The organism is Pseudonocardia sp. DSM 110487, assembly GCF_019468565.1.
Classification (GTDB): Bacteria; Actinomycetota; Actinomycetes; order Mycobacteriales; family Pseudonocardiaceae; genus Pseudonocardia.
The window spans coordinates 10,097,938-10,121,632 of the sequence record NZ_CP080521.1 but is presented as its reverse complement, the minus strand read 5'-3'; the positions used below and the strand labels follow the sequence as shown (position 1 = coordinate 10,121,632).

The following is a 23,695-nucleotide window of genomic DNA, read 5'->3' as shown; positions in this document are numbered from 1 at the left end:
ATGGGCGCGACCCCGATGGTGATCGTCTCTCAGATCGCCTGGGCCCCGCCGCGCTCGAGTTCGCGCGCGAGTACATCGGAGAAAGTGAACGTTCCGGTCGGCTGGTCGTCCTGGCCGAGCAGATACAGCCGCTTGACCGCCACGAGGATGCCTTCCGCGACCACGTCGCGGAACGCCGGGTCGAGGAGCCGACGCCGGTCGCCGATGTGGGTGAGGTAGCCGATCTCCACGCGGACCGTGGGCATCCTGGTGAGCCGCAGCAGTTCCCACGTGCGCGCCTGGGTGCGGCAGTCCTGCATGCCGGTGCGAGTGAGCAGCTCGCGCTGGATGAAGCCCGCGAGCGCCTCTCCGACCGTCGAGGTGGCGCCGGAACCGTTGCCGAAGTGGAACGTGGCCAGGCCCTGCGCGTGCATGCTGCGGTTGGCGTCGGTGTGCAGTGACAGCACGAGGTCGGCGCCCGCGTGATTGGCGAACGCGGCCCGCTCGGTCTCGGTGGGGCAGGTGTCCTCCTGCCGCGAGAGCATGGCGTCCATCCCGGTAGCGGTCATCCGGCCGACGAGCCTGCGCGCCAGATCCCAGACGATGTCGGCCTCGGCCACACCCGCGACGACGACGCCGCGGTCGGGGCCCCCGTGTCCCGGATCGACGACGATCCGCTTGCCGCGCAACCGGGGACCGGCCTGGCGCAGCAGCTCTTGCTCGCGCAGGAGCGCCGGACGGCCGCCGGTGACCTTCCGGCCGAGCTGGCGCAGGGATCGGAGGGTGGCCGGGCCGCACAGCCCGTCGGGGACGAGCCCGTACTCGCGCTGGAACTTCCTCAGCGCGGCCTCGGTCTGCTCGTCGAACACCCCGCCCGCACGGCCCGGATCGTAGCCGAGTTCGAGGAGGCGCTCCTGCAGCGCGACCACATCGTCGCCGCTCATCGGGGCGGAGATCATGAGGGCGAGCATCCGGTCACCCAGCTGCCAGCCGGCCTCGCGCAGCGCGCGGTAGGTGGCCGGCCCGACGATCCCGTCGGTGATGAGACCCCGCTGTTGCTGGAACGCGCGGACCGCCTGCTCCGCATCGGCGTCGAAGACGTCCTCGTGGACCTCGTCGACGGCGGCCGCGGGCAGCAGGCCGAACCGTCGCAGCGTGGACCGGATCTCGACGACTCCCGGACCGCTGTCACCTCGGCGCAGCAGCTGCATGCACCCCTCGCTCGCTGTCGTGGCTTCCCGTTCTCGGACCGCCCGCCCCCGATCCGGGCCGCCGACCATTCTGCCCTGCCGCCCGCGGTTGCGCGGACAGCGGGCCGTGTCCGGACGTGTTCGTGTCGTGATAAAACCTGTGCCCCGCCCCCGGCGAACGGGAGCGGGGCACGCGGTCTGAGCGCGTCAGGCCAGGTAATCGGACAGGTCGGAGAGCAGAGCGGCCTTCGGCTTGGCGCCGACGATCTGCTTCACGGGCTTGCCGTCCTTGAACACGATCATCGTGGGGATGGACATCACCTGGTAGTCGCGTGCGGTGGCCGGGTTGGCGTCGATGTCCAGCTTCGCGATGGTGAGCTTGTCCTTGTTCTCCCCCGCGATCTCGTCGAGCACGGGCGCGACCATCTTGCACGGCCCGCACCACGTTGCCCAGAAGTCGACCACGACGGGCTTGTCGCTCTTGAGGACGGCGCTCTCGAACGAGGCGTCGGTAACCTCAACGGTGTTGGCCATGTGTACTCCGTTTCCCTGGAAACTTGCCCCGGTACTCGATTGGGGATGGGTCTGGTGGTTCAGCCGGTGACGGCGGCGACCTGTTCGGACGCGACGCCGTAGCCACCGCCGACCAGTTCGCTGGGCACCGGGGCCTCGGCGAGCCAGCGCTCGGCGTCGATGGCGGCCGCACATCCGGAGCCGGCCGCGGTGACGGCCTGGCGGTAGACGTGGTCGACGAGGTCGCCCGCGGCGAACACGCCGGGGATCGCCGTGCGGGTGCTCGGCGACTCCACCTCCAGGTAACCGTTCTCGTCCGTGGCGAGCACGTTCTTCACGAGCTGGCTGCGGGGGTCATGGCCGATCGCGACGAACATCCCGCTGACGTCGAGCACCGACTCCTCGCCGGTCTGCGTGTCGCGCAGCCGCAGGCCTGAGACGCTGCCCTCACCCAGCACCTCCACGACCTCGGCGTTGGTCCGCCAGCGCATCTTCGGGTCGTCCTGGGCCCGCTGAAGCATGATCCTGGAGGCGCGGAAATCGTCGCGGCGGTGCACGATCGTCACCGAGCGGGCGAATCGCGTGAGGAAGGTGGCCTCCTCCATCGCCGAGTCGCCACCACCGATCACCGCGATGTCCTTGTCGCGGAAGAAGAAGCCGTCGCACGTGGCACAGGCGCTCACCCCGCGCCCGAGCAGGTTCTGCTCGCCCGGGACGTGCAGGTAGCGGGCCGCGGCGCCCATCGCGAGGATGATGGCCCTCGAGCGGTAGGTGACGCCGTTCGCCACCACCGACTTGATCTCGCCCTCGAGCGAGATCTGCTCGACGTCCTCCGCGCGCAGCTCGGCTCCGAAGCGCTTCGCCTGGCCGCGCATCTGCTCCATCAGCTCGGGGCCCATGATCCCGTCGGTGAAGCCGGGGTAGTTCTCGACCTCGGTGGTGGTCATGAGCGCGCCGCCGAACTGCGTGCCCTCGAACACGAGGGGGCGCAGCTGGGCGCGCGCGGCGTACACCGCTGCGGTGTAGCCTGCCGGCCCCGACCCGACGATGATCAGTTCGCGAACCTCGTCGGTGCTCGCTCGATCGCTGCTCACGGGTTGCGTCCTCCCTCGTCGCGTACAGGCCGTGCAACACCTTCCCAGGAACGGGCATTCCACGACGTACGGGGGCCGCACCGGCGCGTGAGCGGACTCACTCTCCGATCGTCCGCGCATCGAGCAGAGTGCCGCCATCGGGGCCGCAGCCGGGCGCGACGACGACGACGTGCATGCGGCCGCGCTCACCCGTCGCCAACAGCAGGAGTACCCCGTCCCGCCCACCGAGAACGACATCCCGGCCGCCGAGGAGCGGGGCGCCGGGCGCAACCCCGGGTGCGGCGACGGCACGCAGGCAGCCGGCTCGCCGGGCCGGGTCGGCCAGCTCGCCGACATCGAAGTCGCCCCGGACGGTGAGGCCCGCGGTCACCAGATCCACTCCGTCGAGGGACATGGGGGCGGCCTCTTGCGGAGTCCCGAGCAGCAGCCCCGCGACGGCGGCGGCGGCGAGCACAGCGGCCGCCACGAGTGCGGGCCGCATCCGGCGTCGCCGGGAGCCGAGCCGTGGCGGCACGGCCGACTCGCCTGCCAGCGCGGCGTCCCATCGAGCGGCGTACTCCGCCGGCACCGGTGGATCGGTGAGCTCGCCCAACTCCGCCCGGGTCTTGTCCAGCCCGGCGAGCACGGCCGTGGCATCGGGGTCCTGCGCCGCGGCGGCCCTGACCTCGGCGGCCCGTGCGGGATCGAGCAGGCCGGCGTCGAGATCGGCGAGGAGGTGGGTGGGCAGGGCCGCCCGCTCGCGCGGATCCGTCATCGCTCCTCCTCCCGCAGGTGGCCCAGCAGCGCACCCAGCCGGACCCGGCCGCGGGCGCAGCGGCTCTTCACGGTGCCCACGGGCACCTCCAGCACCTCGGCGACCTCGTCGACGGGCCAACCTTGCACGTCCACCAGCACCACCGCCACCCGCTGGTGTGCCGGCAGCTCGGCGAGTGCCTCCACGAGGGAGAGCCGGGTGACCACGTCCATCGCCACGTCCGGCCGCCGTTCCCGGGGCTCGATCTCCGGGAGCGGCACCGTGGCGTGACGGCGTTCCTTGCGAAGCCGGTCGATGCACGCGTTGACCAGGATGCGGTGCAGCCAGGTGCGGACCGAAGCCTCGCCCCGGTAGGTGCCCGCCCGCCGGTAGGCGGCCACGAGCGCCTCCTGCACGACGTCGGCGGCGTCCTCGGGGTGGCGCATGGTGCGCACGGCGATGCCCCACATCCGGTTCCGGTACCGGGCGACCAGCTCACCGAACGCGTGCTGGTCGCCCGCCGTATGCGCAGCAAGCAGGTCCGCATCGCTCGGTGCGCTCACGATCGGAGAGTAAGTCGGGCGGACCGCCGCCCGTGGGCGTTCGGAGGAACTCGTCCGGCCAGAATGACGGCGTGAAGCGACTGCGCCCGGTCGACCTCGCCAGGGAGGTCGCCATCTCGACGCAGCAGGTCCGCAACTACGAGGCCGCCGGCATCCTGCCGCCGGCATCGCGCACGGAGAGCGGCTATCGCACGTACCGCCAGGAGCACCTGGACGCATTGCGCACGTTCCGGGCGCTGGTGCCCGGGTTCGGCATCGGTGCGGCGACGGCGATCATGCTCGCCGTCCACGACGCGGACCTGACGCGGGCACTCCGGCTGGTCGACGAGGGCCACGCGGCCCTGCACGAGCAGCGGCTCGCCATCGACTCGGCAGGCGAGGCCCTTGATGCACTCGTGGAGCAGTTCCGCGACGCGGAACCGGAGTCAGGGCCCGCGCTTCGGGTCGGCGAGCTGGCGGCCCGGCTCCGGGTGCGCACGTCGACGCTGCGGGTATGGGACGCGGCCGGCCTGCTCACCCCCACCCGCGAGCGCGGCACGGCGTACCGGCTCTACGGCCCGGTCGAGATCCGCGACGCACGGATCATCGCGATGCTGCGCCAGGGGCACTACGGATTCGAGCAGATCAGGCCCGTCCTCGAGGGGCTGCGCCGCACAGGCAGCCCGGAGGCGCTGCGGACCGCGGTGGCGGAACGCCGCGCCGCGCACGACCGGCAGAGCCGCGCCATGCTGCGCGGTGCGGCACTGCTGGACGCCTATCTCCCGCTCTCGGTGGTCGAGTAGCGCGGGCCGGCGCTACTCGACCACCGGGGTTGCGGGTCAGGCGCCGGCTCGGCGGAACTCGACCTCGCTGATCTCGCTCGAGTACGCCCCGTCTTCCCCGGACAGCTTCGTGATCCACAGCAGCACGTGCTCGACGGGCTGGCTCCCGGCCAGCGACACCGGCGTGCGACCGCTTCCCAGCGTGACGTCGGCGATCTTCTCCGTCTCCGACAACGGGGAGTCGGCGGAGGGGGCCGAGCGGATCTCGACCACTGTGCCGCGGCTGGGCGACTCGATCGTGATGTCGGACAGCTGCACCGCCGACGCGAACGACACCATGATCCCGATACCCGGCCGGTACGTCGGGAACTGCTGGTAGTACGAGGAGGTGTTCCAGGCCGTTGCCGGGTCGCGATCGATGATCCGGGTGGCGCGGTCGGCGTTGTCGGGGTCGCCGCCCTGGTCGTAGACCTCCACGCCGATGCCGCCGACGGTGGGCCCGGCCGGGGCGGGCGCGACCTGCGGCTGCCCCTGATCAGGCTGCACCGGCTCGCCCTCGACGACGATGGGCGGTCCGCCGCTCTCGACGAACATGTCGCCCAGCTGCACGCCCAGGTAGCCGAGGACCATCAGCACCGCGGCGCCGAGCGCGGTGAGCGCGATGGTCATCTTGCGGCGGCGCTGCGGGTCGGGAGGGCTGACGGTGCGGCCGCGGTCCTGCCAGACGTCGCCCGGCGAGGACGGCACGCCGTCGTGGGCAGGCGGGAACAACGCCATCCGGTCGTCCTCGACCACCACCTCGGTGAGCAGCCGGTGGACCGCCGCGGCGGTGTGGACGTGCCCCGGCGCACCGTCGGGGCCGAGGGTGCCGCGGGTGAGTGTGTCGAGCTCGACCGGCACCCCTGGCCGCAGCTCCGACGGCGGCAGCAGCGCCCCGCCCGGCGTGCGCTCGGCCGCGGCCAGCCCTGCGCGGGCGGCATCGGCGGAGGACAGCGGCCACTGGTTGGTGAGCAGCGTGTAGAGCACTGCCCCGAGGCCGCGGACGTCGTCGGCGGGCGTGACGTCGGATCGGGGCAGCGCGAAGCAGAGCTGGGCGCGGCCGTCCGGGGTGATCCGGACGCGCTGGGGGTGGTCGCAGCCGAGCACGAGGCCGTGCCGGTGGGCGGCCTCCGCCGCGGCGGCCAGCGGGGCGACGGCGCGGGCAGCGGCGAGCGGCTTGATCATGCCGTCGGCCACCACCTCGCCGAGGCTGCGGCCCGGCACCCACTCGGTGACCGCGGCACCCAGCACGTCGTCGGGCACGCTCGCGCCGCCCGGTGTGAGCACGTCGAGCAGCCGGGCGGCACCGTTGTGCTCGAAGCTGCCGGAACGCAGCGCCCGCACCACCATCTGCTCCGCACGGGCGACGTCGCTGAGGTCGTCGTCGAGCACCGCGCCCGGCGCAGGGCGCCGCAGCACGGTGACGGCGACGTCACGGCGCAGGATCGTGTCCTCGGCCCGCCAGAACTCAGCGCACGCAGCGGGGTCGGTGCCGACGCGGGTGCGCAGCCGGTAGCGGCTGGCCAGCAGGCTGCCCGCGATGGTGCCCGACGGCACAGGGGCCACCGCGGGCGCCGTGGGCAGGTCGGTGGCGGGGGTGGTGCGCACCGTCGGCTGCTCGTTGGCCGTGTCGTCGGCGGTGTCGTTCGCGCGGTCGTCCAAGCTCTGCTGTTCTGGGACGTGTGGTGCGGTGTGCACCGGAGCGGCCGTTTCCTCGGGCGACTCCCCGGGCGCGGCCGCACCCGAAGGTGGGCTCGCCAACTCACTCACCGCTCCGCCCTCCCCGGCATTCGCGAACCGCACCTCGCCCGGGGCAGAGCCTACGTCAGCGGCGAGTGCCGCGCCGAGGCTTCCCCCTGTCGACGAGCCGTTCGAGTCGCTTCAGGACGACACCGACCTCACGTATCCCTATCAGCCGCATGACCAGCACCGTTACCGGTCCACCGAGCACAACGGCCACCCCCAGCTCGGCCCACGCCCTGGTCAGCGGGGCCAGTGCGGCGAGTGGGCCAGCGGCGAGGAGGGCGATCACCCCTGCGGCGAGCAGCATGCCCGCTGCGGCAGCGAGCAATGCGCGGCCCGCTGCGCCGATCACCGCACCGGTCGGGACCTTGCCGAGCATCCGGCGCAGGATCAGCTGCCCGACGACCGCCCCCACTACGAAGGCGGCGCTGTTGGCGGCGGCGAGGCCGAGAACGACGTCCTCCGGCGCGAGCAGCACCGGGCAGGCGAGCATCAGCGGGATCTTCGTGGCCACGACGCAGAGTTGAACGAGCGTGGCCGTGCGGTGGGCCGTGAGCGCGTAGAACACGCGTGCCTGCAGCATCGTGAATGCGAAGGGCAGCAGGCCGAACGCCGACACCGCGAGCGCGGCGCCGAGCCGGGCTGCGCCGTCCAGGTTTCCCGACCGCAGCCCGAAGAGCGCGATGCCGACCGGGGTGCCGAACACCGTCAGCAGCACCGAGATCGGCACCAGCAGCACCGATGCGAGCCTGCCGCCAAGCCCGAGGTCGGCCGCCACGTCGCCGGTTCGGCCGTCGGCCGCGGCCCGGGACATGCGCGGCATGAGCGCTGTGAGCAACGACACCCCGAGCACGCCATAGGGCACCTGCAACAGCAGCCACGCGTTCGTGTAGATCGCGAATGCACCGGCGTCGGAGCCGGTGGCCACCCGGGTGGTGACGATCAGGCCTGCCTGCCCGATCAGCACGTAGACCACCGCCCACGCGCCGAGACCCGCCGCCTTCGTCAAGCGGGCGTCCCAGCCCCACAACGGGCGGTACCGGAAGCCCACCCGGCGCGCGGCGGGCAGCAGCACGAGCGTCTGCGCGACGATCCCGAGCGTGGTCCCGACGCCGAGCACGAGCAGACGGGAGCTGTCGGGCACGACGAGGTAGACGCCGACGACGGTGAGCACGACGACGTTGTTCAGCACCGGCGCCCAGCCGAACGCCCCGAACGAGCCGCGGCTGTTGAGCACGGCCCCGAGCAGCGCCCCGAGGCCGTAGAAGAAGATCTGCGGCAGGAGCATGTAAGCGAGCGTCGTGGCGAGCTGTGGGTCGGCCGTGCTGCTGGTCTGCCCGCCCAGGTAGAGCTGGGTCAACAGGGGCGCGGTGAGCATCCCGGCCGCCGTGGCGAGCAGCAACGCCGCGCCTGCGATCGTGATCAGCTTGCGGGCGTAGGCCTCTCCGCCGTCGGGATCCTCCCGCTGGGCGCGCACCAGCAGCGGGATCATCATGCTGCTCAGGGCTCCGCCGATGAGCAGCTCGTAGACGATGTTCGGCAGGGTGTTCGACAGCGTGTACGAGTCGTTGAGCACGGTGGCGCCGAGCACCGTGAACAGCGCGACCTGCCGCAGGAAACCGGTGATCCGGCTGGCAAGGCTCCCCAGCGCCATCAGGCTGCTCGACCGGCCCAGCGACGGTTCGGCGCGCGGCGCGGGCACGATCGGGATCCGCTCCGTCACGGCGTCGTCCGGCGCCGGATCGGTCACGGGCTCGGGACGCGCGGCGGGCCAGGGGGCGGCCTGCCCCCGTGGGGCGGCACCGCCGGGAGGCGATCCGTGGTGGCGTACGGGTCCGGGAACGGGTCCCCGGTGTGGGGGGAGCGCGGGCCTGCCTGCCCCTCCGGGAGGGGCGGGGGTGGGCCGGATCCGGGCCGTGGGGTCTTCGGCTCCCCACGGATCCGGCGCACGACCCGACGACCGGCCAGCACCACGAGGAGGATGCCCGCGCTCGCCGTCAACCACACCGTGATGGTGCCGTAGGCGGTGGACCGCACTCGCAACCGGCTCGGCTGCCCGAGCAACTCGCCGTCGGGGCTGCGCACCGCTGCCTGCACGCTGAACTGCCCGGATCTGGTCACCTCTGCGCTCACCCGAACCTGGCGCCTGCCCAGCGGGGGCACCTCCTGGGGCTCGATCGGCGCCACGCGCAGGCCGGAGGACGGCAGGATCTCCACGTCCACCCGCACGGTGACCGGAAGGCCGTTCGCAACGGTGATCAGGATCGGTGCGTCGGACGTGCCGAGGGAGTAGGGCCCGGGCGGTTCGAGCACGCGGATGGAGCCCCGGAGCCCGGCCACGCGGTCGGCGAGTGCGGTGGCTGCCCCCTCGGCGGCGTCCGGTCGGGTGCGCCACGCCGACGACGCCGGGCGCAGGAGACCGCGGCGCAGCGGGGTCAAGGCATCGTCCGGGCTCACCCCGACGCCGGAGTTCGGTACGGCCGCTGAGGCGAGATCCTCGATGTCCCCGGTGGTGGAGCGGATCGTGTCGAGCGCCGGCCCGGTCACCTCGCGGCCGCCGACGTGCAACGGGTAGGTGATCGGCAGCGCCGCCGCACCCGTCGACGGCCCGATGGAAAGCACGTCGTCGAGCCCTCTCGGCACGATCCGGCCGACGTCGAGCAGCTGGTCCACGGCGCCGAGCAATGCGCCGGTCGCGGCACCGTCGGCCGTCCACTGGTGCGGAGGGGCGAGCACCAGTGGACCGGGCGTGCGGGTCGCGCCGTTTGCCGGCTCCTGGGTGCGGAACGTGAGCGCCCCGATGAGGTCCTGTGTGGACAGCGCGCTCGCGGTGCCCGCCGGGCTGAGCGATGGGGCCGAGCCGCTGCGCACGGCGCCCAGGTCACCGCCGGGAACGTCGGGGACGCCGGCAGCGGCCCGCGTGAGGAGCGGATCGGTCAGCACCGTGAACTGGGCGCGCTGGCCGCCCGCGATCGGGAGAACCCCCGAGTCGTACGTCGTCCGCCCCTGCTCGAGGGCGTCTGCCGAGAGCAGCAGCGAGCGGCCGCCCGCCTTGGCGGCCATCGCGAGAGTCGCGTCGTCGACCGCGCCTTCGACCGGCCACGTGACGTCCGGTACCACCGGCGTCTGGAGGACGCCCTGCAGCACCGAACGTCCGTCCGTGACGGCTCTGCTGGCCAGGTCGGCCATGCCGGCCCTGGTCAGGGCGACGAGGTCGGCGTCGGCATAGGGCAGCGCGATCACGCAGCCACCGCGCGCGACCGCCGCGAGCTGGTCGAGCCACTGGCCCGCTGCCGCCCCACCGGTGCCCGGAACCGGGTTGCCGTCCGGGCCGACGACCTGGTATCCGTCCGCGCTTCGCATCTGCGCGGCGGTCTCCACCAACTCTGGGTTGATCGCGAGACACGTCGCCTCGCGCACCCGGGAGTCCGCAGGCGCGTTGCGCGCGAGCGTCGCCACGAGGCCGCCGAGGCGCCCGTCGGGCGACAACGAGGCGGCCAGGTCGTCGTCGGTGAGCAGCGTGGGCTCACCCGGCACGGTGGCGAGCCTGCGCGGGACGTCGGTGATCGGCACGAGCAGCGAGAACGGGATGGCCCCGCCGGTCGTGGCCTCCGGCACCTGGTCGGGAGCCGCAGGGTCCGGCGGCAGCGACAGCACCGGAAGCAGCATCCGCACCGCGGCGAGCCGGGCCCTCGCCCCGTCGCCCGGCGACCCGTTGACGTTCACGAGCAGCTCGTGCACTCCGGTGGCGTTCAGCGCGAGGCTGGTCTCGGGCACGCCACGCAGCGGCAGGGTCAGGCGCACCGGCAGCTGCGCGCCGGGCGCGAGCTCCGGAAGCGGCATGAACTGCGGGGTGACCGCGTCGGTGCGGGCAGTGCCGTCGAGCGCGTCCCGCAGCGCACCCTCCGTCGTGACCGGGTTGCCGCGCTGCACCCGGATACCCAGGTCGCGCACCGGGACGTCGCCGGTGTTGGTGAGGGTGCCCGCCACCACGAGGTCGCGAGGTCCGCCGGCCGTGACCACCCGGGGGGACATCTCCGCGAGCTCCAGCCGCAGCGGCCCGTCCGCCACATCCCCCTGCGCGGGCGCCGCGGCCGCGCCGGGGACCGGACCGGGGCCGAACAGCCCGGCCAGCGTCAGCAAGGTGATCGCGACGAGCGTCGCGACCGGCTTCACGCGGATTCCTCCAGCAGCTCGGTGGCCCTCCTGATGAGGCGGCGTTCGTCGGCGTACGCGAGGCGGTCCTCGAGCTCGTCGAGCGGCACCCAGGCCACCTCGGCGACCTCGACGTCGTCGTCGGACAGCTCTCCACCGAGCGCCTGCAGCAGGAAGTGGTGGACGGTCTTGTGGACGCGTCGGTCCTCGGCGACGAACCAGAAGTCGATCGTGCCGAGCGGTGCGACCACGCGGCCGATGATGCCGGTTTCCTCCTCGACCTCGCGCACCGCCGCCTCCTCGGCCGTCTCACCGGCCTCGATGTGGCCCTTGGGCAGCGACCACAGCAGGCGGCCCTTGCGGTCGAGGCGGCCGATCACAGCGGCCGCGCCCGTGGCGTGGTCGACGACGAGCCCGCCCGCCGACGTCTCGTCGACCGTACGCAGCCGTCTGCGGCGCTCTGCCGGACGACCCCCGCGACGCCCCCCGGAGCGGCCGCGGGATGAAGACATGTGGGGATCGTAACGAGCGACCGGCACCGAACGCCGGTGCAAGGCGAGCGTGCCGCCTATCCTCGTCGCCCCTCGAACGGGCGACGCATAGACTGGCGCGCCGTGTCCGCACCCGCCACGGCCTCCGGCGCCGCGCCCCCCGAACTCCTGCGAGCCCAGCAGAATGCGGTCGTGCAGATGGTCACGATCGGCCCGGTCGCCGAGGAGCTCGCTACCCGGTTCGCCGACGCCGGTCACCGGCTCTTCCTGGTGGGCGGCAGCGTCCGCGACGCCTTGCTCGGCCGTGAGGTGTCCGATCTGGACTTCACGACCGATGCCCGGCCCGAGGAGATCCTCGCCGTCGTCCACGGCTGGACCGACGCGGTCTGGGACACCGGCATCGCCTTCGGCACGGTCGGCGCCCGCCGGCGCGGCACCACCGTCGAGATCACGACGTTCCGCGCCGACGCCTATGACCGCGTCTCCCGCAACCCGGTCGTGCGATTCGGCGACACGATCGAGGACGACCTCGTCCGGCGGGACTTCACCGTCAACGCGATGGCGGTGGAGCTCACCGGGTCCGAGCGGCGGTTCGTCGACCCGTATGGCGGGCTCGCCGCACTCGCCGCAGGCACCCTGGACACGCCGGCAACGCCGGAGGAGTCGTTCGCCGACGATCCGCTGCGGATGCTGCGGGCCGCCCGGTTCGTCTCTCAGCTCGGACTCACCCCAGCCGACCGGGTTCTCGTCGCGATGACCAATATGGCCGGCGAGCTGGCCCGCATCACCCGGGAGCGCGTGCAGGCCGAGCTCAACAAGCTGATCCTCGGCACGCACCCGCGGCGCGCCATCGAGCTGATGGTCGACACCGGACTGTGCGAGCAGGTGCTCCCCGAGGTCCCAGCCATGCGGCTCGCGATCGACGAGCACATGCAGCACAAGGACGTCTACACCCACTCGCTCGTCGTCATGGAGCAGGCGATCGAGCGCGAGACCGACGGTCCCGACCTCGTGCTCCGGCTCTCCGCGCTCCTGCACGACATCGGCAAGCCCGACACCAGGCGCAAGGAGCCGGACGGGCGCGTGAGCTTCCACCACCACGAGGTGGTCGGCGCGAAGATGACCCGGAAGCGGCTGCGCGAGCTGAAGTACTCGAAGGCGATCGTGGACGACGTCTCCCAGCTCGTGTTCCTGCACCTGCGCTTCCACGGCTACTCGGGCGGCGAGTGGACCGACTCCGCGGTCCGCCGCTACGTCACCGACGCGGGCCCGCTGCTCGATCGCCTGCACAAGCTGGTGCGCTCCGACTGCACCACCCGCAACCGCCGTCGCGCCGCCGCGCTGCAGCGCAGCTACGACTCCCTCGAGGAGCGGATCGCCCGCCTGAGCGAGCAGGAGACCCTCGACGCCATCCGCCCCGACCTGGACGGCAACGAGATCATGCGGCTGCTGGGCATCCCGCCGGGTCCGCAGGTGGGCAAGGCATACAAGCACCTCCTGGCCCTGCGCATGGAGCGCGGCCCGATGTCCTACGAGGAGGCCGAGGCCGAGCTGCGGGCATGGGCGGCGGAGAACCTCGGCTGAGTGTCAGCATGGCGACCTTCCTGTCAGCTGACGTCAGGAAGGTGGCCTCGCTGACATTGCCTCGAGCCGGCGGGCGCGGCGCAGCTGCAGGTCGTGGCCCACGAGGCCGAGGACGTACAGCAGGGCGGCCGTGGCGAAGAGCAACGGGGCCGTCCCGTCGGGCGGGCTGAGCAGGGCGGCAGCGGCCACCGCCAGCACGTAGCCGACGTTGAACACGATGTCGTAGAGGGCGAACACGCGCCCGAGCACCTCGTCGCCAACCTCGCCCTGCACCGCGGCGTCGGCGCAGAGTTTGACGATCTGACCGGTGAGCCCCAGCACGAAGGCCGCCACCATGACGGTGGGCAGCGAGAGCAACGCCGCGAGAGTGAGCTGCGTGACCGTGGCGACCACGAGCGACACCCGCACCGTCCGCGGCCGGCCCCACCGGCGCACCATCCACGGGGTGACGAGGGCCGCCGTGCCCAGTCCGGCCGCGGCGAGCACGACCGCCTCGCCGAGGCCCGCCATGCCGGCGCGCAGCGGGCCCGCGTCGGTGAACGCGTACCGGAACAGCAGCAACGAGAGCAGCGTCGACACGCCGAACGCGAGCCGGTGCGTCCCGAGTGCGAGGAACGACGCGGCCACCGACGGGGTGGCGATCGTCGCCCGCGCCCCGTCGCCGAAACCGTGCAGCACGCTGCTGACCGTTGACCGGTGGCCGTCGGTGCGGTCTGGCCCGAGCTGCCTGCGCCGGAACCGCGCGGCGAGCACCGCGGCCGTCAGGGAACCGGCGATCCCCACGAGGGTCACCGCGCCCGACCCCGCGTCGCCCGTGCCGACGAGCTCGCGCAGCCCGATCGCCGTGGCCCCGCCGATCGCGGCCGTAGCGGCGCCCGCCGTGACGGCGAAGGTGTTGGCCTCCACCAGGTGCTGGCGCGGCACGACGTGGGGCAGCGCGACCGACAGCGCGGCGAGCACGAACCGGTTCACCCCCGCCGCGGCCAGCGCAGGCAGGTAGAGCGCCATGCCGGCCCCACCGGACAGCACCACCGCCGCGACCGCGACGACGAGCGCAGCGCGCACGAGGCTCGCGCCGAGCAGGACCCGCCTGCGGTCCCAGCGGTCGATGAGTGCGCCGGCGAACGGCCCGATCAGCGAGTAGGGCAGCAGGAGCACGGCGAGCCCCGCCGCCACCGCGAGCGGGTCGGCCTGCCGCTCAGGGTTGAACAGCACGGCCCCGCCGAGGGCGGCCTGGAACATGCCGTCGCCCCACTGCGTGGCGAAGCGCACGGCGAGCAGCCTGCGGAAGCCCGGGGTGCGCAGCAGCCGGACGAGGCCGAGTCGCACACCCGGCGTCGCGCCGGGGACCGCGGCAGCGGCGGATGGCAGCCCATGGCCCGAAGACGGCACGGCTGGAGGCTACTGCGCCGAGCGGGGTGCGACGATGGGCGTGTGGTGGACGAGCGCTCCCGTTCTGGTTCGGCTCCCGGTTCGGAGGTGGCGCCAGGCACGCTGCTGGTGGCGGCTCCCGGCCTGCTCGACCCCCACTTCCGGCGCACTGTGATCTACATCATCGAGCACCGTGACCGGGGCACCCTCGGCGTCGTCCTGAACCGGCCGAGCGAGGTCACGGTGGGCGACGTCCTTCCGTCGTGGGCTCCGCTGTCGTCGCAGCCGTCTTCGGTCTTCGTCGGCGGTCCGGTCGAGAGCGAGACCGCCCTCTGCCTCGCGGCGGTGCGCACCGGGCAGGATCCGAACGCGGTCGACGGGCTGATCAGGGTGCGCGGGCCGGTGGCGCTCGTCGACCTCGACTCCGACCCGGCGACGATCGCGCCGAGCCTGCGCGGCCTGCGCGTGTTCGCCGGCTACTCCGGCTGGGACGCCGGACAGCTCGCGGGTGAGATCGAGCGGGGCGACTGGATCGTCGTGCCCGCCATCCCGGACGACGTGCTCGCCCGCCACGACGGCCGCCTGTGGGGCCACGTGCTGCGGCGCCAGGGCATGCCGCTCTCGCTGCTCGCGACCTACCCGCTCGATCTGAGGAACAACTAGCCCTGCTGCGGCGCGCCGGTCACTGCGGTGCGGCAGCCCGCGACGAGGTCGCAGCCCGCGCACGCCCCGCCGCACGCCGACGGCCCGGTAGCCGGCGTCGGCACGGCACCGGCCGCGCGATCCCCCGCCACACCCGCGACGCCGGTGAGGACGAAGACGGCGATGGTGCTCACGACGACCAGAGTCCAGCCGAGCACGCCCGTGGCTCCCGCCAGCAGGACGGCGCCGCCCACGGCGGCCACGCCACCCGCCGCGGCGAGCGGGGCCGCGGCCACCTGGTTGGCCACCGCGAACGCCGCGTCCGAGCGCAGGCTCGCGACCGTGCGCACGCCGGCCCAACGGTTGCGCCGCAGCTTCCGGCGCAGGCCGAGGACCGCGATCGTGAGAAGCGCGGCACCGAGCACGACGAGCAGGACACCCAGGGCGAGGCGGATGGGGAGCGGCACGGCGGCCAGGCTACGCGGGGCCGATGGCCTCCGCTCCGCTCGCGGACCTTCGAGGCGGCGCGCTCGCGTACCCGATCGCGCAGCTCGGACCGGCGGCGCTACCCTGGGGACGTGGCCCGCCGACTCCTTCTCGAGGCCGCGCCGCACTGAGCGTGTCGCACACGCCCCGGCGCGGCCGACCCCTCCTGCCTCGAGCAGGGGGGTCTTCTGGTTTTTCGGGCCACCCACGGACTTCCCAGGAGCGGGACATGAGCACGGACACGACCGCAGCCGCGCCGGAGCGGGCCGACGCTCCCAGCAACGACGGCGCCCCACCGTTCCGGTACGGCGCCGCGCTGGCCACGCGGATCGAGCGTCGCTGGCAGGACCGGTGGGAGAACGAGGGCACGTTCCACGCGCCGAACCCGTCCGGGCCGTGGGCCGACCCGGAGGCCATCGGTCGCGAGAAGGTCTACCTGCTGGACATGTTCCCCTACCCGTCCGGTGCGGGACTGCACGTCGGCCACCCGCTGGGCTTCATCGGCACCGACGTGCTGGGCCGCTACCTGCGGATGAACGGCCGCACCGTGCTGCACGCGATGGGCTTCGACGCGTTCGGCCTGCCGGCAGAGCAGTACGCGGTACAGACCGGCACGCACCCGCGCACGACCACCGAGGAGAACATCCAGCGCTACAAGGCGCAGCTGCGGCAGCTGGGCCTGGCCCACGACGAGCGCCGCTCGGTGGCCACCACCGACGTCGAGTTCTACCGCTGGACCCAGTGGATCTTCCTGCAGATCTTCAACTCCTGGTACGACGAGAAGCAGCAGAAGGCGCGGCCCATCGCCGAACTGGAGGCGGAGTTCGCGCAGGACAAGAGGCGCACGCCTGACGGGCGCGGCTGGTGCGAGCTGACGCGGGCCGAGCAGCGGGCTGTGATCGACGGCTACCGGCTGGCCTACATCTCCGAGGCGCCCGTCAACTGGTGCCCCGGGCTGGGCACGGTGCTGGCCAACGAGGAGGTCACCGCCGACGGGCGCAGCGAGCGGGGCAACTTCCCCGTGTTCCGCCGCAACCTGAAGCAGTGGATGATGCGGATCACGGCCTACGCCGACCGCCTGATCGACGACCTGGACCGGCTGGACTGGCCGGACTCGATCAAGACGATGCAGCGGAACTGGATCGGTCGCTCCGAGGGCGCGCAGGTCCGCTTCCCCATCGACGGCACGGCGATCGAGGTCTTCACCACGCGGCCGGACACGCTGTTCGGCGCCACGTACATGGTGCTGGCCCCTGAGCATCCGCTGGTCGACGCGATCGTCCCCCAGGAGTGGCCGGCCGGCGTCGACCCCCGGTGGACCGGTGGAGCGGCCGATCCGCGGGAGGCGGTTGCCGCGTACCGGACTGCGGCGGAGCGCAAGTCCGAGCTGGACCGCCAGGAGTACAAGGAGAAGACCGGCGTCTTCACCGGTGCGTACGCCATCAACCCGGTCAACGACGAGCGGATCCCCGTGTTCGTCGCCGACTACGTGCTGATGGGCTACGGCACCGGCGCGATCATGGCCGTGCCGGGGCAGGACCAGCGCGACTGGGACTTCGCAGAGGCCTTCGGCCTGCCGATCGTGCGCACTGTCCAGCCGAGCGAGGGTTGGGACGGCGAGGCGTACACCGGGGAGGGTCCGGCGATCAACTCGGCGAACGCCGAGATCAGCCTGAACGGCATGGGCGTCGCCGAGGCGAAGCGGGCAATCACCGACTGGCTGGCCGCGCGGGGCGCGGGCGAGGCAGTGGTGCAGTACAAGCTGCGCGACTGGCTGTTCTCCCGCCAGCGGTACTGGGGCGAGCCGTTCCCGATCGCCTGGGACGAGGACGGTCCGGTCGCGCTGCCCGCCGACCAGCTGCCGGTCGAGCTGCCCGACGTCGACGACGTCTCCCCCAAGACCTACGACCCGAATGCCGCCGACACCGAGCCGGAGCCGCCGCTGTCGCGCGCCACCGAATGGGTGGAGGTCGACCTGGACCTGGGGGACGGCCTGCGGCACTACCGCCGTGAAACCAACACGATGCCCCAGTGGGCCGGCTCGTGCTGGTACCCGATCCGCTACCTGGACCCGGAGAACAACGAGCGGTTCGTCGATCCGGACGTCGAGCAGTACTGGCTGGGCAAGGACCCGTCGCGACCGGGCGACCCCGGCGGTGTCGACCTGTACGTCGGCGGCGTCGAGCATGCGGTGCTGCACCTGCTGTACGCGCGGTTCTGGCACAAGGTCCTGCACGACCTGGGCCACCTGAGCTCGGAGGAGCCGTTCCGCAGGCTGGTCAACCAGGGCTACATCCAGGCGTACGCCTACACCGATGCCCGCGGCGCCTACGTCCCGGCCGAGGAGGTGGTCGAGGACGAAGAGGGGCGTTTCACGTGGAACGGCCAACCCGTGCGCCAGGAGTACGGGAAGATGGGCAAGTCGCTGAAGAACGTGGTGACGCCCGACGAGATGTGCGACCGCTACGGCGCCGACACCTTCCGCCTGTACGAGATGTCGACGGGCCCGCTGGAGGTGTCCCGGCCCTGGTCCACCCGTGACGTCATCGGTTCGCACCGGTTCCTGCAGCGTGTGTGGCGCAACCTGGTGGACGAGCAGACCGGCGCGGTCCGGGTCACCGATGACGAGCCCGACACCGAGACGCTGCGGGTGCTGCACCGGGCGATCGCCGGCGTGCACAGCGACTTCTTCGCGCTGCGCTACAACACGGCCGCCGCCAAGCTGATCGAGCTGAACAACCACCTGACCAAGGTCTACGGCGCGGTCGGCGTGCCCCGCTCCGTCGCGGAGCCGCTGGTGCTGATGATGGCGCCGCTGACGCCGCACATCGCCGAGGAGCTGTGGTCGCTGCTGGGCCACGATGGCTCGCTGGCCTATCACCCGTTCCCGGTGGCCGACGAGCGGTACCTGGTGGCCGACACGGTCGAGTACCCGATCCAGATCAACGGCAAGGTGCGCTCACGCGTCACGGTGCCGGCCGACGCCTCGCCCGACCAGGTGCAAGCCGCTGCGCTGGCCGACGAGAAGGTCGTCGCGGCGCTGGACGGCCGGGCGCCTCGCAAGGTGATCGTGGTGCCCGGCAGGCTGGTCAACGTGGTGATCTGACTCCGGCCGGTCCGCGGAGCAGCCGGGCGATCTCGCCGCGCAGCGCGACGAACTCCGGCGACTCGCGCGTCGTGATCTGGTCGCGGTCGGCCGGCAGGCCGACCGCCAGGTCCGCGACGATCGTCGCCGGGGACGGGGAGAGCACCAGCACCCGGTCGGCGAGATAGACGCTCTCGTCGATGTCGTGCGTGACGAGGAGCACGGTGCAGTGCTTACCCGCCCCGCCGGCTCCGCAAGCTCCGCCGGCTTCCATCCCCCGAGGCTCCCGCTGCACCTGACGGAGCAGGTCCTCCAACTCGAGTCGCGTCTGCGCGTCAACCGACGCGAACGGTTCGTCCATGAGCAGCACGGCGGGTCGGCACGCGAGCGCACGAGCGATCGCCGCCCGCTGCTGCATCCCACCGGACAGCTGCCACGGGAACCGCTCCCCCGCATCGGCGAGCCCGACGGCGCTCAGGGCCTCAGTGGCCCGCTCGCGGCGCTCGGCGCGGTCGAGCCCGCGCCACCGCAGCGGGAACTCGACGTTGCGGCGGGTCGAGAGCCAGGGGAAGAGCGAGCGGCTGTAGTCCTGGAACACGACGGCGAGATCGACCGGCACCCCGCGAACAGGATCGCCGTGTAGCCGGACTTCCCCGCTCGACGGCGGGAGGAGCCCGCCCACGGCGCGCAGCAGCGTCGACTTCCCACATCCGGACGGGCCGACCACGCACACGAGTTCGCCCGCGTCCACCGTGAAGCTGAGCTCCGCGATGGCCCGATGCCCGCCGGGAAACACATGGCCGAGCTCTCTCACCTCAAGCAGGGACATCCGTGGCCTTCCGGGACGCACGAGACGGCTGCCAGCGCAACACCCGCCGCTCGACGACGAGCAGGATCGTGTTGAGCCCGTACCCCAAGAGGCCGAGCAGGGCGATCCAGGCCCACATGACCGGGAAGTCGAACTGGCGCTGGGCGAAGATCAGCTCGTAGCCGATCCCGTTGGCGGCGCCGACCAGCTCGGACACGACCATGAGAAGCACGGCGATCGACAGGCTGAGCCGCAGCCCGGCGAAGATCTTCGGCAGGGCCGCGGGGAGCACGACCATCGTGATCCGGTATGCGAGTGGGGTGCGCAGGGATCTGGCCGTGTCCTCCTGCACGCTGTCGAGCGAGCGGGCTCCATCGGCGGCGTTGAGCAGGACGGGCCACAGCGCACCGAAGACGATCGTGGCGATCTGCATGGTGCTTCCGATGCCGAACAGCACCAGGAACACCGGGATGAGCGTGGGCGGGGGAACCGCACGTGCGAAGGCGAGCTGAGGGCCGACGTAGTCGAGTGCGACGCGGGACCGGCCGAGTGCGACACCTGCCGTGACTCCGAGCACGACGGCGATGAGCCAGCCGGTGAGCACGCGGACCACGCTGGGCAGGACGTCCTCGAAGACGGTGTCGGCCAGGAACGCTTGGGTGGCAGGTCCGCTGAACCACAGCCGCGCCGCCGCGGCGGCGATCGCGCTCGGCGGGGGGAAGAACGCGCTGCCAGCCGAGCGCGTGGCGGCCTCCCATGCGACGAGGGCCGGAACGAGAACCGAAGATCGGAGCAGCAGTCCGTTCACGCCGCGCTCGCCACGGTGCTCCACGGGAAGGCGCGCCTAGCCAGCCGTTCCAGCCCTTCGTTGATCGCGAATCCGATCGCGCCCGCGACGAACGTGGCCGCGAGGACGAGGTCCATGCGGCCGGCACCGCTGCTCGCCTGGAGGATCGCGCTGCCGATACCCCGGCTCGCACCCGCGAGGAACTCGGTGCTCACCACCACGATGAGCGCGATGGCGGCGGAGAGCCGCACGCCGGTGACCATGAACGGCGCGGCACAGGGAAGGGCGACCGATGTGGCGATGTGCAGTCGCGGCGTGCCGCAGGCCCGTGCGGTCTCGGTGAGCAGCGGGTCGATCTCGTCGAGTCCGTAGACGGTGTTGTAGAGGATCGGCCAGATCGAGGCGTACACCGCGAGCGTGATCTTGGCTTCCGGGCCGCCGCCGACGAGCAGGATCACCAGCGGGATCAGCGCGACGGACGGGATCGGGCGGAGCAGCTCGACGAGTGCCCGCGTCGCGATGCGCACGGCTCGGACGCTGCCGAGCACCAAGCCCGCCGGCACGGCGATCGCCACGGCGATGCCGAGCGCTATCGCCCACGCCAGCACCGTGGCGATCACGTCGCGCAGGAACGCCTCACTGCCCAGTAGCTCGGCCACCCGGACGAGGACCACCGACGGCGGCGGCACGAACCGGGCGTCCACCAGTCCTACTCGGGTACTGCCCTCCCACAACGCAAGCACGGCGAGCAGCCCGGCAAGGCTCCGCACCGCCGACACTAGGCCGTTGGGCTGATCATGGCCGATGCGTCCACCCGCTCCCGGAGCACCCCGAACTCGAGGAGCAGGTCGGGGACCCGCTGCAGCTCGCGAGCGTCGAGCGCCGAGCGGAACGTCAGCAGTGCGGTGGCGGAGGCCGTCTCGGCGTCGATCCCGGAGTTCGCCACGAGCAGCGGCTCCACCTTGGCTCGGTCAGCAGCCTCGTCGGTGGCCTTCGCCATCGCCCGCTGGAAGGCGGCTATCGCGTCCCGGTTCTCGTCGGCGAACCCTGCGAGAGCGGCATACCCCGCCGTGGGCAGCTCCGCCGTCGGTCCGGTCGCGGTGTCGACGATCGGCGCCGCGCCGACGCTCCGAGCCGCCAGCGTGATGAACGGTTCGGTGAGGAAGGCCGCGTCGACGTCACCACGGGCGAGCGCGGGGGCCGTCTCCGGGAAGGGGACGCTGATCCACTGCACGCCCGAGAAGTCGACGCCGGCCTCCCGCATCACCGCCTTCACGAGCGTGTCGGAGATCGTGTTGGTCGCGGTGACGGCGATGCGCTTGCCCGCGAGATCGGCGACCGATCGCACCCCGGAGCCGGGCAAGGCCACGATCATCGTCGTGTTCGGGGCGGCAGAAGAGGCGTCCGCCACGAACTTCAGGTCCGCGGCTCCCTGGCTCTGCGCCACGAAGAACGGGGTGTAGCTGCTGTAGGCGATGTCCACCTCACCGCCGATGAGCTTTGCGAGCGAGGCCTGCCCGCTCGGCGCCGGCACGGATTCCACCCGCACACCCTCGGCGTCGAAGTACCCGTTCTGCACGGCGAGGTGGAACGGGGCCAGGTCGGTGGTGGGCATGATGGAAACCGTGAGCCGTGGCGGCGCGCCCTCCGCGGCCGGCTCCGGCTCGGACCCACCGAGAAGTCCGCAGCCCGCCGCCCCTGCCGTGACACCGAATGTGAGCATGAGCGCGACAGCGGCCGTGCGCAGGCGCCCGCCGATCCCCCCGAGCATGCGTGCGACCGTACGGGGATCGCAGTGCCCTGCACCAGGCCAGTTCTTGCCAATCAGCGATGCTTCACCGCGTCAGCCAGCGGCCGAACCAGCGCTGGATCTGCGGCAGCACGGCCCACACCACCGATGCGGTCATGAGCGGTACGACGGCGAGGAAGCGCAGTGGGGCGGGGAGCGCGTGGACGAACGGATCCGTCACAGTGACGATGACGAGGATCAGCGGGTAGATCGTGCAGGTCAGAAGCACCCACATCTTCCAGCGCCGCGGACCGGTGGCCCGGGCCGTTGCGGGTCGTTCAGGCACGGAAGTCGTCATGGCTCCCACCGTGCCCGCGGCGCCGCCGGTCGTTCAGGGTGCGTCGTTCCTGGTTGCCGTGCCGGTGGCAGTGTCAGGGCCACCCACCGCAGCCGGGTGGCTGGGACGATGGGTGTCGTGAGCTCTACAGCGCTGGCCGCCTTCCTGCGGGCTCGGCGGGCCCGGATCCGGCCCGACGATGTTGGGTTGCCCGTCGGTGTGGGCCTGCGGCGCACGCCCGGCCTGCGGCGGGAGGAGCTGGCCGCGCTCGCCGGGGTGAGCGTCGACTACTACATACGGCTGGAGCAGGGCAAGGAGACGAACCCGAGCAGCGCGGTGCTCGGAGCGCTGGCCAGCGCGCTGCAGCTCGACGACGAGGCGCGGGCCCACCTGTTCGGGCTCGCCGACCACGTCGCCCGGCGCAGGCCGGTGCACCACCCGCCGGACCGGACGGTCACGGCGAGCATGCGCCTGCTGCTGGAGAACCTGCGGCCTTGCCCAGCGCTGGTGCTGAGCCGCACGAGCGACGTCCTCGCCGCAAACGCGGAGGGCCTCGCGCTCTACCACGGATTCGCGGAGTGGCCGCCTGCCCGCCGGAACACGATCCGCTACATGTTCCGGCACCGGGACGCCCCGGCGCTGTTCGACGACTGGCGGTCCTCGGCGGCGGGAGCGGTGGCCGACCTGCGGACCGTGCTCGCCAGCGACCCGGACGCGCCCGACGTCACCGCGCTGGTCGAGGAACTGTCCGCGGCGAGTCCGGAGTTCGCAGCGCTCTGGGAGCGTCACGACGTCCGTCGCAAGATCGGCGCGCAGAAGGTCCTCCACCACCCGACGGTGGGGACGATCTCCCTGACGTGGGAGGTGCTCCGCACGGGCGACGGCAGCACGCGGATCATCGTCCACCAAGCAGCGCAGGGCACGCCGGATCACGACGCGCTCTCGCTGCTGGCGATCGCCGCCGACGCCGCGCGATAGCGCCTCAGGCGTCCTTCTCCTTGTTGCCGAGCGCACCTGCGAGGAGGACGGCGGCCCAGATCCCGAGCGGGATCGCGGGCCAGAACGCGTGCAGCGACCCGGACACCAGCGACGTCGTGCCCCAGATGGCGATCATGATGACCGCGCCGCCGAGCCACTCGCGCCACTCGTTGAGCCACTTCTGGCGTTCCACGGGCGCGGCCGGTTCCTTCACCGCCGGCACGGTCACCGGTGGCAGGTCGGCCGTGATGGGCTCGAGCTCGCCGTAGGTGGTTGCGGCGTACGCCGAGCGCACCCGGTCGTCGTACTCGGTGAGGTCGAGCCGGCCCTCGTCGAGCGCGATCCGCAGCCGCTCGGCCGTCGCGGCGCGGTCGGCGTCGGAGATGCGCAGGCGGCTGCGGTCGGCCTCGGAGCTCACCCAGCCGATGGTACGAGCGCAGGTGGTATCGAGCATCGATCTGCCGACAGATCCGGGACTGGCCCCTTCGATGTACGCAGCTGCGCGGCACTGGGGGTAGGCCCGGTGGGGCTCGAGACCACCGTGCGGTTCGTGCCTGTCCGAGTGGCCCGGCGCCCGCACCGGACGCGTTGCGCAACAGCTGCGCTGCGCCGGCGACGGGAGCCTCA

22 protein-coding genes are annotated in these 23,695 nt (G+C 72.4%); 5 read left to right on the top strand and 17 right to left on the bottom strand.

What is annotated here, in order from left to right; all coding sequences use genetic code 11:
* Positions 1-29: 29 nt before the first annotated feature.
* From K1T35_RS47320 to sigM, 5 genes are all read right to left on the bottom strand, one after another.
* A complete protein-coding gene (locus K1T35_RS47320; RefSeq protein ID WP_220258139.1) occupies positions 30-1,190 on the bottom strand; it encodes an N-acetylmuramoyl-L-alanine amidase in 1,161 nt (386 codons plus the stop codon).
* Between the two features lie 186 nt (positions 1,191-1,376).
* Positions 1,377-1,703, bottom strand: a complete 327-nt coding sequence (trxA, locus tag K1T35_RS47315; protein WP_220258138.1) for a thioredoxin — start codon at positions 1,701-1,703, stop codon at positions 1,377-1,379.
* 59 nt (positions 1,704-1,762) lie between these two features.
* Positions 1,763-2,776: a thioredoxin-disulfide reductase gene (gene trxB, locus K1T35_RS47310; protein ID WP_255621422.1), complete on the bottom strand. Its 1,014-nt coding sequence runs from the start codon at positions 2,774-2,776 to the stop codon at positions 1,763-1,765.
* A 97-nt stretch (positions 2,777-2,873) separates the two neighbouring features.
* On the bottom strand, positions 2,874-3,530 hold the full coding sequence (locus K1T35_RS47305; RefSeq protein ID WP_220258136.1) for a hypothetical protein: 657 nt from the start codon (positions 3,528-3,530) through the stop codon (positions 2,874-2,876).
* Positions 3,527-4,072, bottom strand: a complete 546-nt coding sequence (gene sigM / locus K1T35_RS47300; protein ID WP_255621421.1) for an RNA polymerase sigma factor SigM — start codon at positions 4,070-4,072, stop codon at positions 3,527-3,529. Before sigM ends, K1T35_RS47305 begins: the two co-directional genes overlap by 4 nt.
* Before the next feature lie 71 nt (positions 4,073-4,143).
* On the opposite strand from sigM, the gene K1T35_RS47295 reads away from it, so the two are divergent.
* Positions 4,144-4,854: a MerR family transcriptional regulator gene (locus tag K1T35_RS47295; RefSeq protein WP_220258134.1), complete on the top strand. Its 711-nt coding sequence runs from the start codon at positions 4,144-4,146 to the stop codon at positions 4,852-4,854.
* Between the two features lie 36 nt (positions 4,855-4,890).
* On the opposite strand, the gene K1T35_RS47290 is transcribed toward K1T35_RS47295, so the two are convergent.
* From K1T35_RS47290 to K1T35_RS47275, 4 genes are read right to left on the bottom strand one after another with little or no spacing between them, the layout of a single operon-like run.
* Positions 4,891-6,642, bottom strand: a complete 1,752-nt coding sequence (locus K1T35_RS47290) for a protein kinase family protein (RefSeq protein ID WP_220258133.1) — start codon at positions 6,640-6,642, stop codon at positions 4,891-4,893.
* A 55-nt stretch (positions 6,643-6,697) separates the two neighbouring features.
* A complete protein-coding gene (gene murJ, locus K1T35_RS47285; protein ID WP_255621420.1) occupies positions 6,698-8,365 on the bottom strand; it encodes a murein biosynthesis integral membrane protein MurJ in 1,668 nt (555 codons plus the stop codon).
* The gene (locus K1T35_RS47280; protein ID WP_220258132.1) at positions 8,362-10,791 is read right to left on the bottom strand and encodes a DUF6049 family protein; all 2,430 of its coding nucleotides are present in this window, start codon (positions 10,789-10,791) and stop codon (positions 8,362-8,364) included. The genes murJ and K1T35_RS47280 overlap by 4 nt, the downstream gene beginning before the upstream one ends.
* Complete coding sequence (locus tag K1T35_RS47275; RefSeq protein WP_220258131.1) at positions 10,788-11,282, bottom strand: NUDIX domain-containing protein; 495 nt, start codon at positions 11,280-11,282, stop codon at positions 10,788-10,790. The genes K1T35_RS47280 and K1T35_RS47275 overlap by 4 nt, the downstream gene beginning before the upstream one ends.
* Before the next feature lie 102 nt (positions 11,283-11,384).
* Here K1T35_RS47275 and K1T35_RS47270 point away from each other — a divergent pair, with 102 nt between their 5' ends.
* Positions 11,385-12,845, top strand: coding sequence for a CCA tRNA nucleotidyltransferase (locus tag K1T35_RS47270; protein WP_255621419.1), 1,461 nt, complete (start codon positions 11,385-11,387; stop codon positions 12,843-12,845).
* Positions 12,846-12,878: 33 nt separating this feature from the next.
* On the opposite strand, the gene K1T35_RS47265 is transcribed toward K1T35_RS47270, so the two are convergent.
* Positions 12,879-14,237 (bottom strand): MFS transporter, encoded by a 1,359-nt coding sequence (locus tag K1T35_RS47265; protein ID WP_255621418.1) that lies wholly within the window; start codon positions 14,235-14,237, stop codon positions 12,879-12,881.
* Positions 14,238-14,324: 87 nt separating this feature from the next.
* Between K1T35_RS47265 and K1T35_RS47260 the strand changes: the two genes are divergently transcribed.
* Positions 14,325-14,879 carry a YqgE/AlgH family protein gene (locus K1T35_RS47260; protein WP_255621417.1) on the top strand — a complete coding sequence of 185 codons (555 nt, stop codon included), beginning with the start codon at positions 14,325-14,327 and terminating at the stop codon, positions 14,877-14,879.
* Here the strand turns inward: K1T35_RS47260 and K1T35_RS47255 are convergent.
* Positions 14,876-15,325 (bottom strand): SdpI family protein, encoded by a 450-nt coding sequence (locus K1T35_RS47255; RefSeq protein ID WP_255621416.1) that lies wholly within the window; start codon positions 15,323-15,325, stop codon positions 14,876-14,878. The two genes, K1T35_RS47260 and K1T35_RS47255, sit on opposite strands and share 4 nt — an antisense overlap.
* 248 nt (positions 15,326-15,573) lie before the next feature.
* Between K1T35_RS47255 and leuS the strand changes: the two genes are divergently transcribed.
* Positions 15,574-18,450 carry a leucine--tRNA ligase gene (gene leuS, locus K1T35_RS47250; RefSeq protein ID WP_220258129.1) on the top strand — a complete coding sequence of 959 codons (2,877 nt, stop codon included), beginning with the start codon at positions 15,574-15,576 and terminating at the stop codon, positions 18,448-18,450.
* Here the strand turns inward: leuS and K1T35_RS47245 are convergent.
* The 5 genes from K1T35_RS47245 to K1T35_RS47225 all read right to left on the bottom strand — a co-directional run bounded on the left by K1T35_RS47245 (position 18,434) and on the right by K1T35_RS47225 (position 22,111).
* Complete coding sequence (locus K1T35_RS47245) at positions 18,434-19,258, bottom strand: ABC transporter ATP-binding protein (protein ID WP_220258128.1); 825 nt, start codon at positions 19,256-19,258, stop codon at positions 18,434-18,436. The genes leuS and K1T35_RS47245 overlap by 17 nt on opposite strands.
* Positions 19,245-20,045 carry an ABC transporter permease gene (locus tag K1T35_RS47240; RefSeq protein ID WP_255621415.1) on the bottom strand — a complete coding sequence of 267 codons (801 nt, stop codon included), beginning with the start codon at positions 20,043-20,045 and terminating at the stop codon, positions 19,245-19,247. The genes K1T35_RS47245 and K1T35_RS47240 overlap by 14 nt, the downstream gene beginning before the upstream one ends.
* Positions 20,042-20,803, bottom strand: coding sequence for an ABC transporter permease (locus tag K1T35_RS47235; protein WP_220258126.1), 762 nt, complete (start codon positions 20,801-20,803; stop codon positions 20,042-20,044). Before K1T35_RS47235 ends, K1T35_RS47240 begins: the two co-directional genes overlap by 4 nt.
* Positions 20,803-21,795: an ABC transporter substrate-binding protein gene (locus tag K1T35_RS47230; RefSeq protein WP_220258125.1), complete on the bottom strand. Its 993-nt coding sequence runs from the start codon at positions 21,793-21,795 to the stop codon at positions 20,803-20,805. Before K1T35_RS47230 ends, K1T35_RS47235 begins: the two co-directional genes overlap by 1 nt.
* 64 nt (positions 21,796-21,859) lie before the next feature.
* Positions 21,860-22,111 (bottom strand): hypothetical protein, encoded by a 252-nt coding sequence (locus K1T35_RS47225; RefSeq protein ID WP_220258124.1) that lies wholly within the window; start codon positions 22,109-22,111, stop codon positions 21,860-21,862.
* 117 nt (positions 22,112-22,228) lie between these two features.
* Here K1T35_RS47225 and K1T35_RS47220 point away from each other — a divergent pair, with 117 nt between their 5' ends.
* Complete coding sequence (locus tag K1T35_RS47220; RefSeq protein WP_220258123.1) at positions 22,229-23,068, top strand: helix-turn-helix domain-containing protein; 840 nt, start codon at positions 22,229-22,231, stop codon at positions 23,066-23,068.
* A 4-nt stretch (positions 23,069-23,072) separates the two neighbouring features.
* On the opposite strand, the gene K1T35_RS47215 is transcribed toward K1T35_RS47220, so the two are convergent.
* Positions 23,073-23,486 (bottom strand): DUF1707 domain-containing protein, encoded by a 414-nt coding sequence (locus K1T35_RS47215; protein ID WP_255621414.1) that lies wholly within the window; start codon positions 23,484-23,486, stop codon positions 23,073-23,075.
* Between the last annotated feature and the right edge of the window lie 209 nt (positions 23,487-23,695).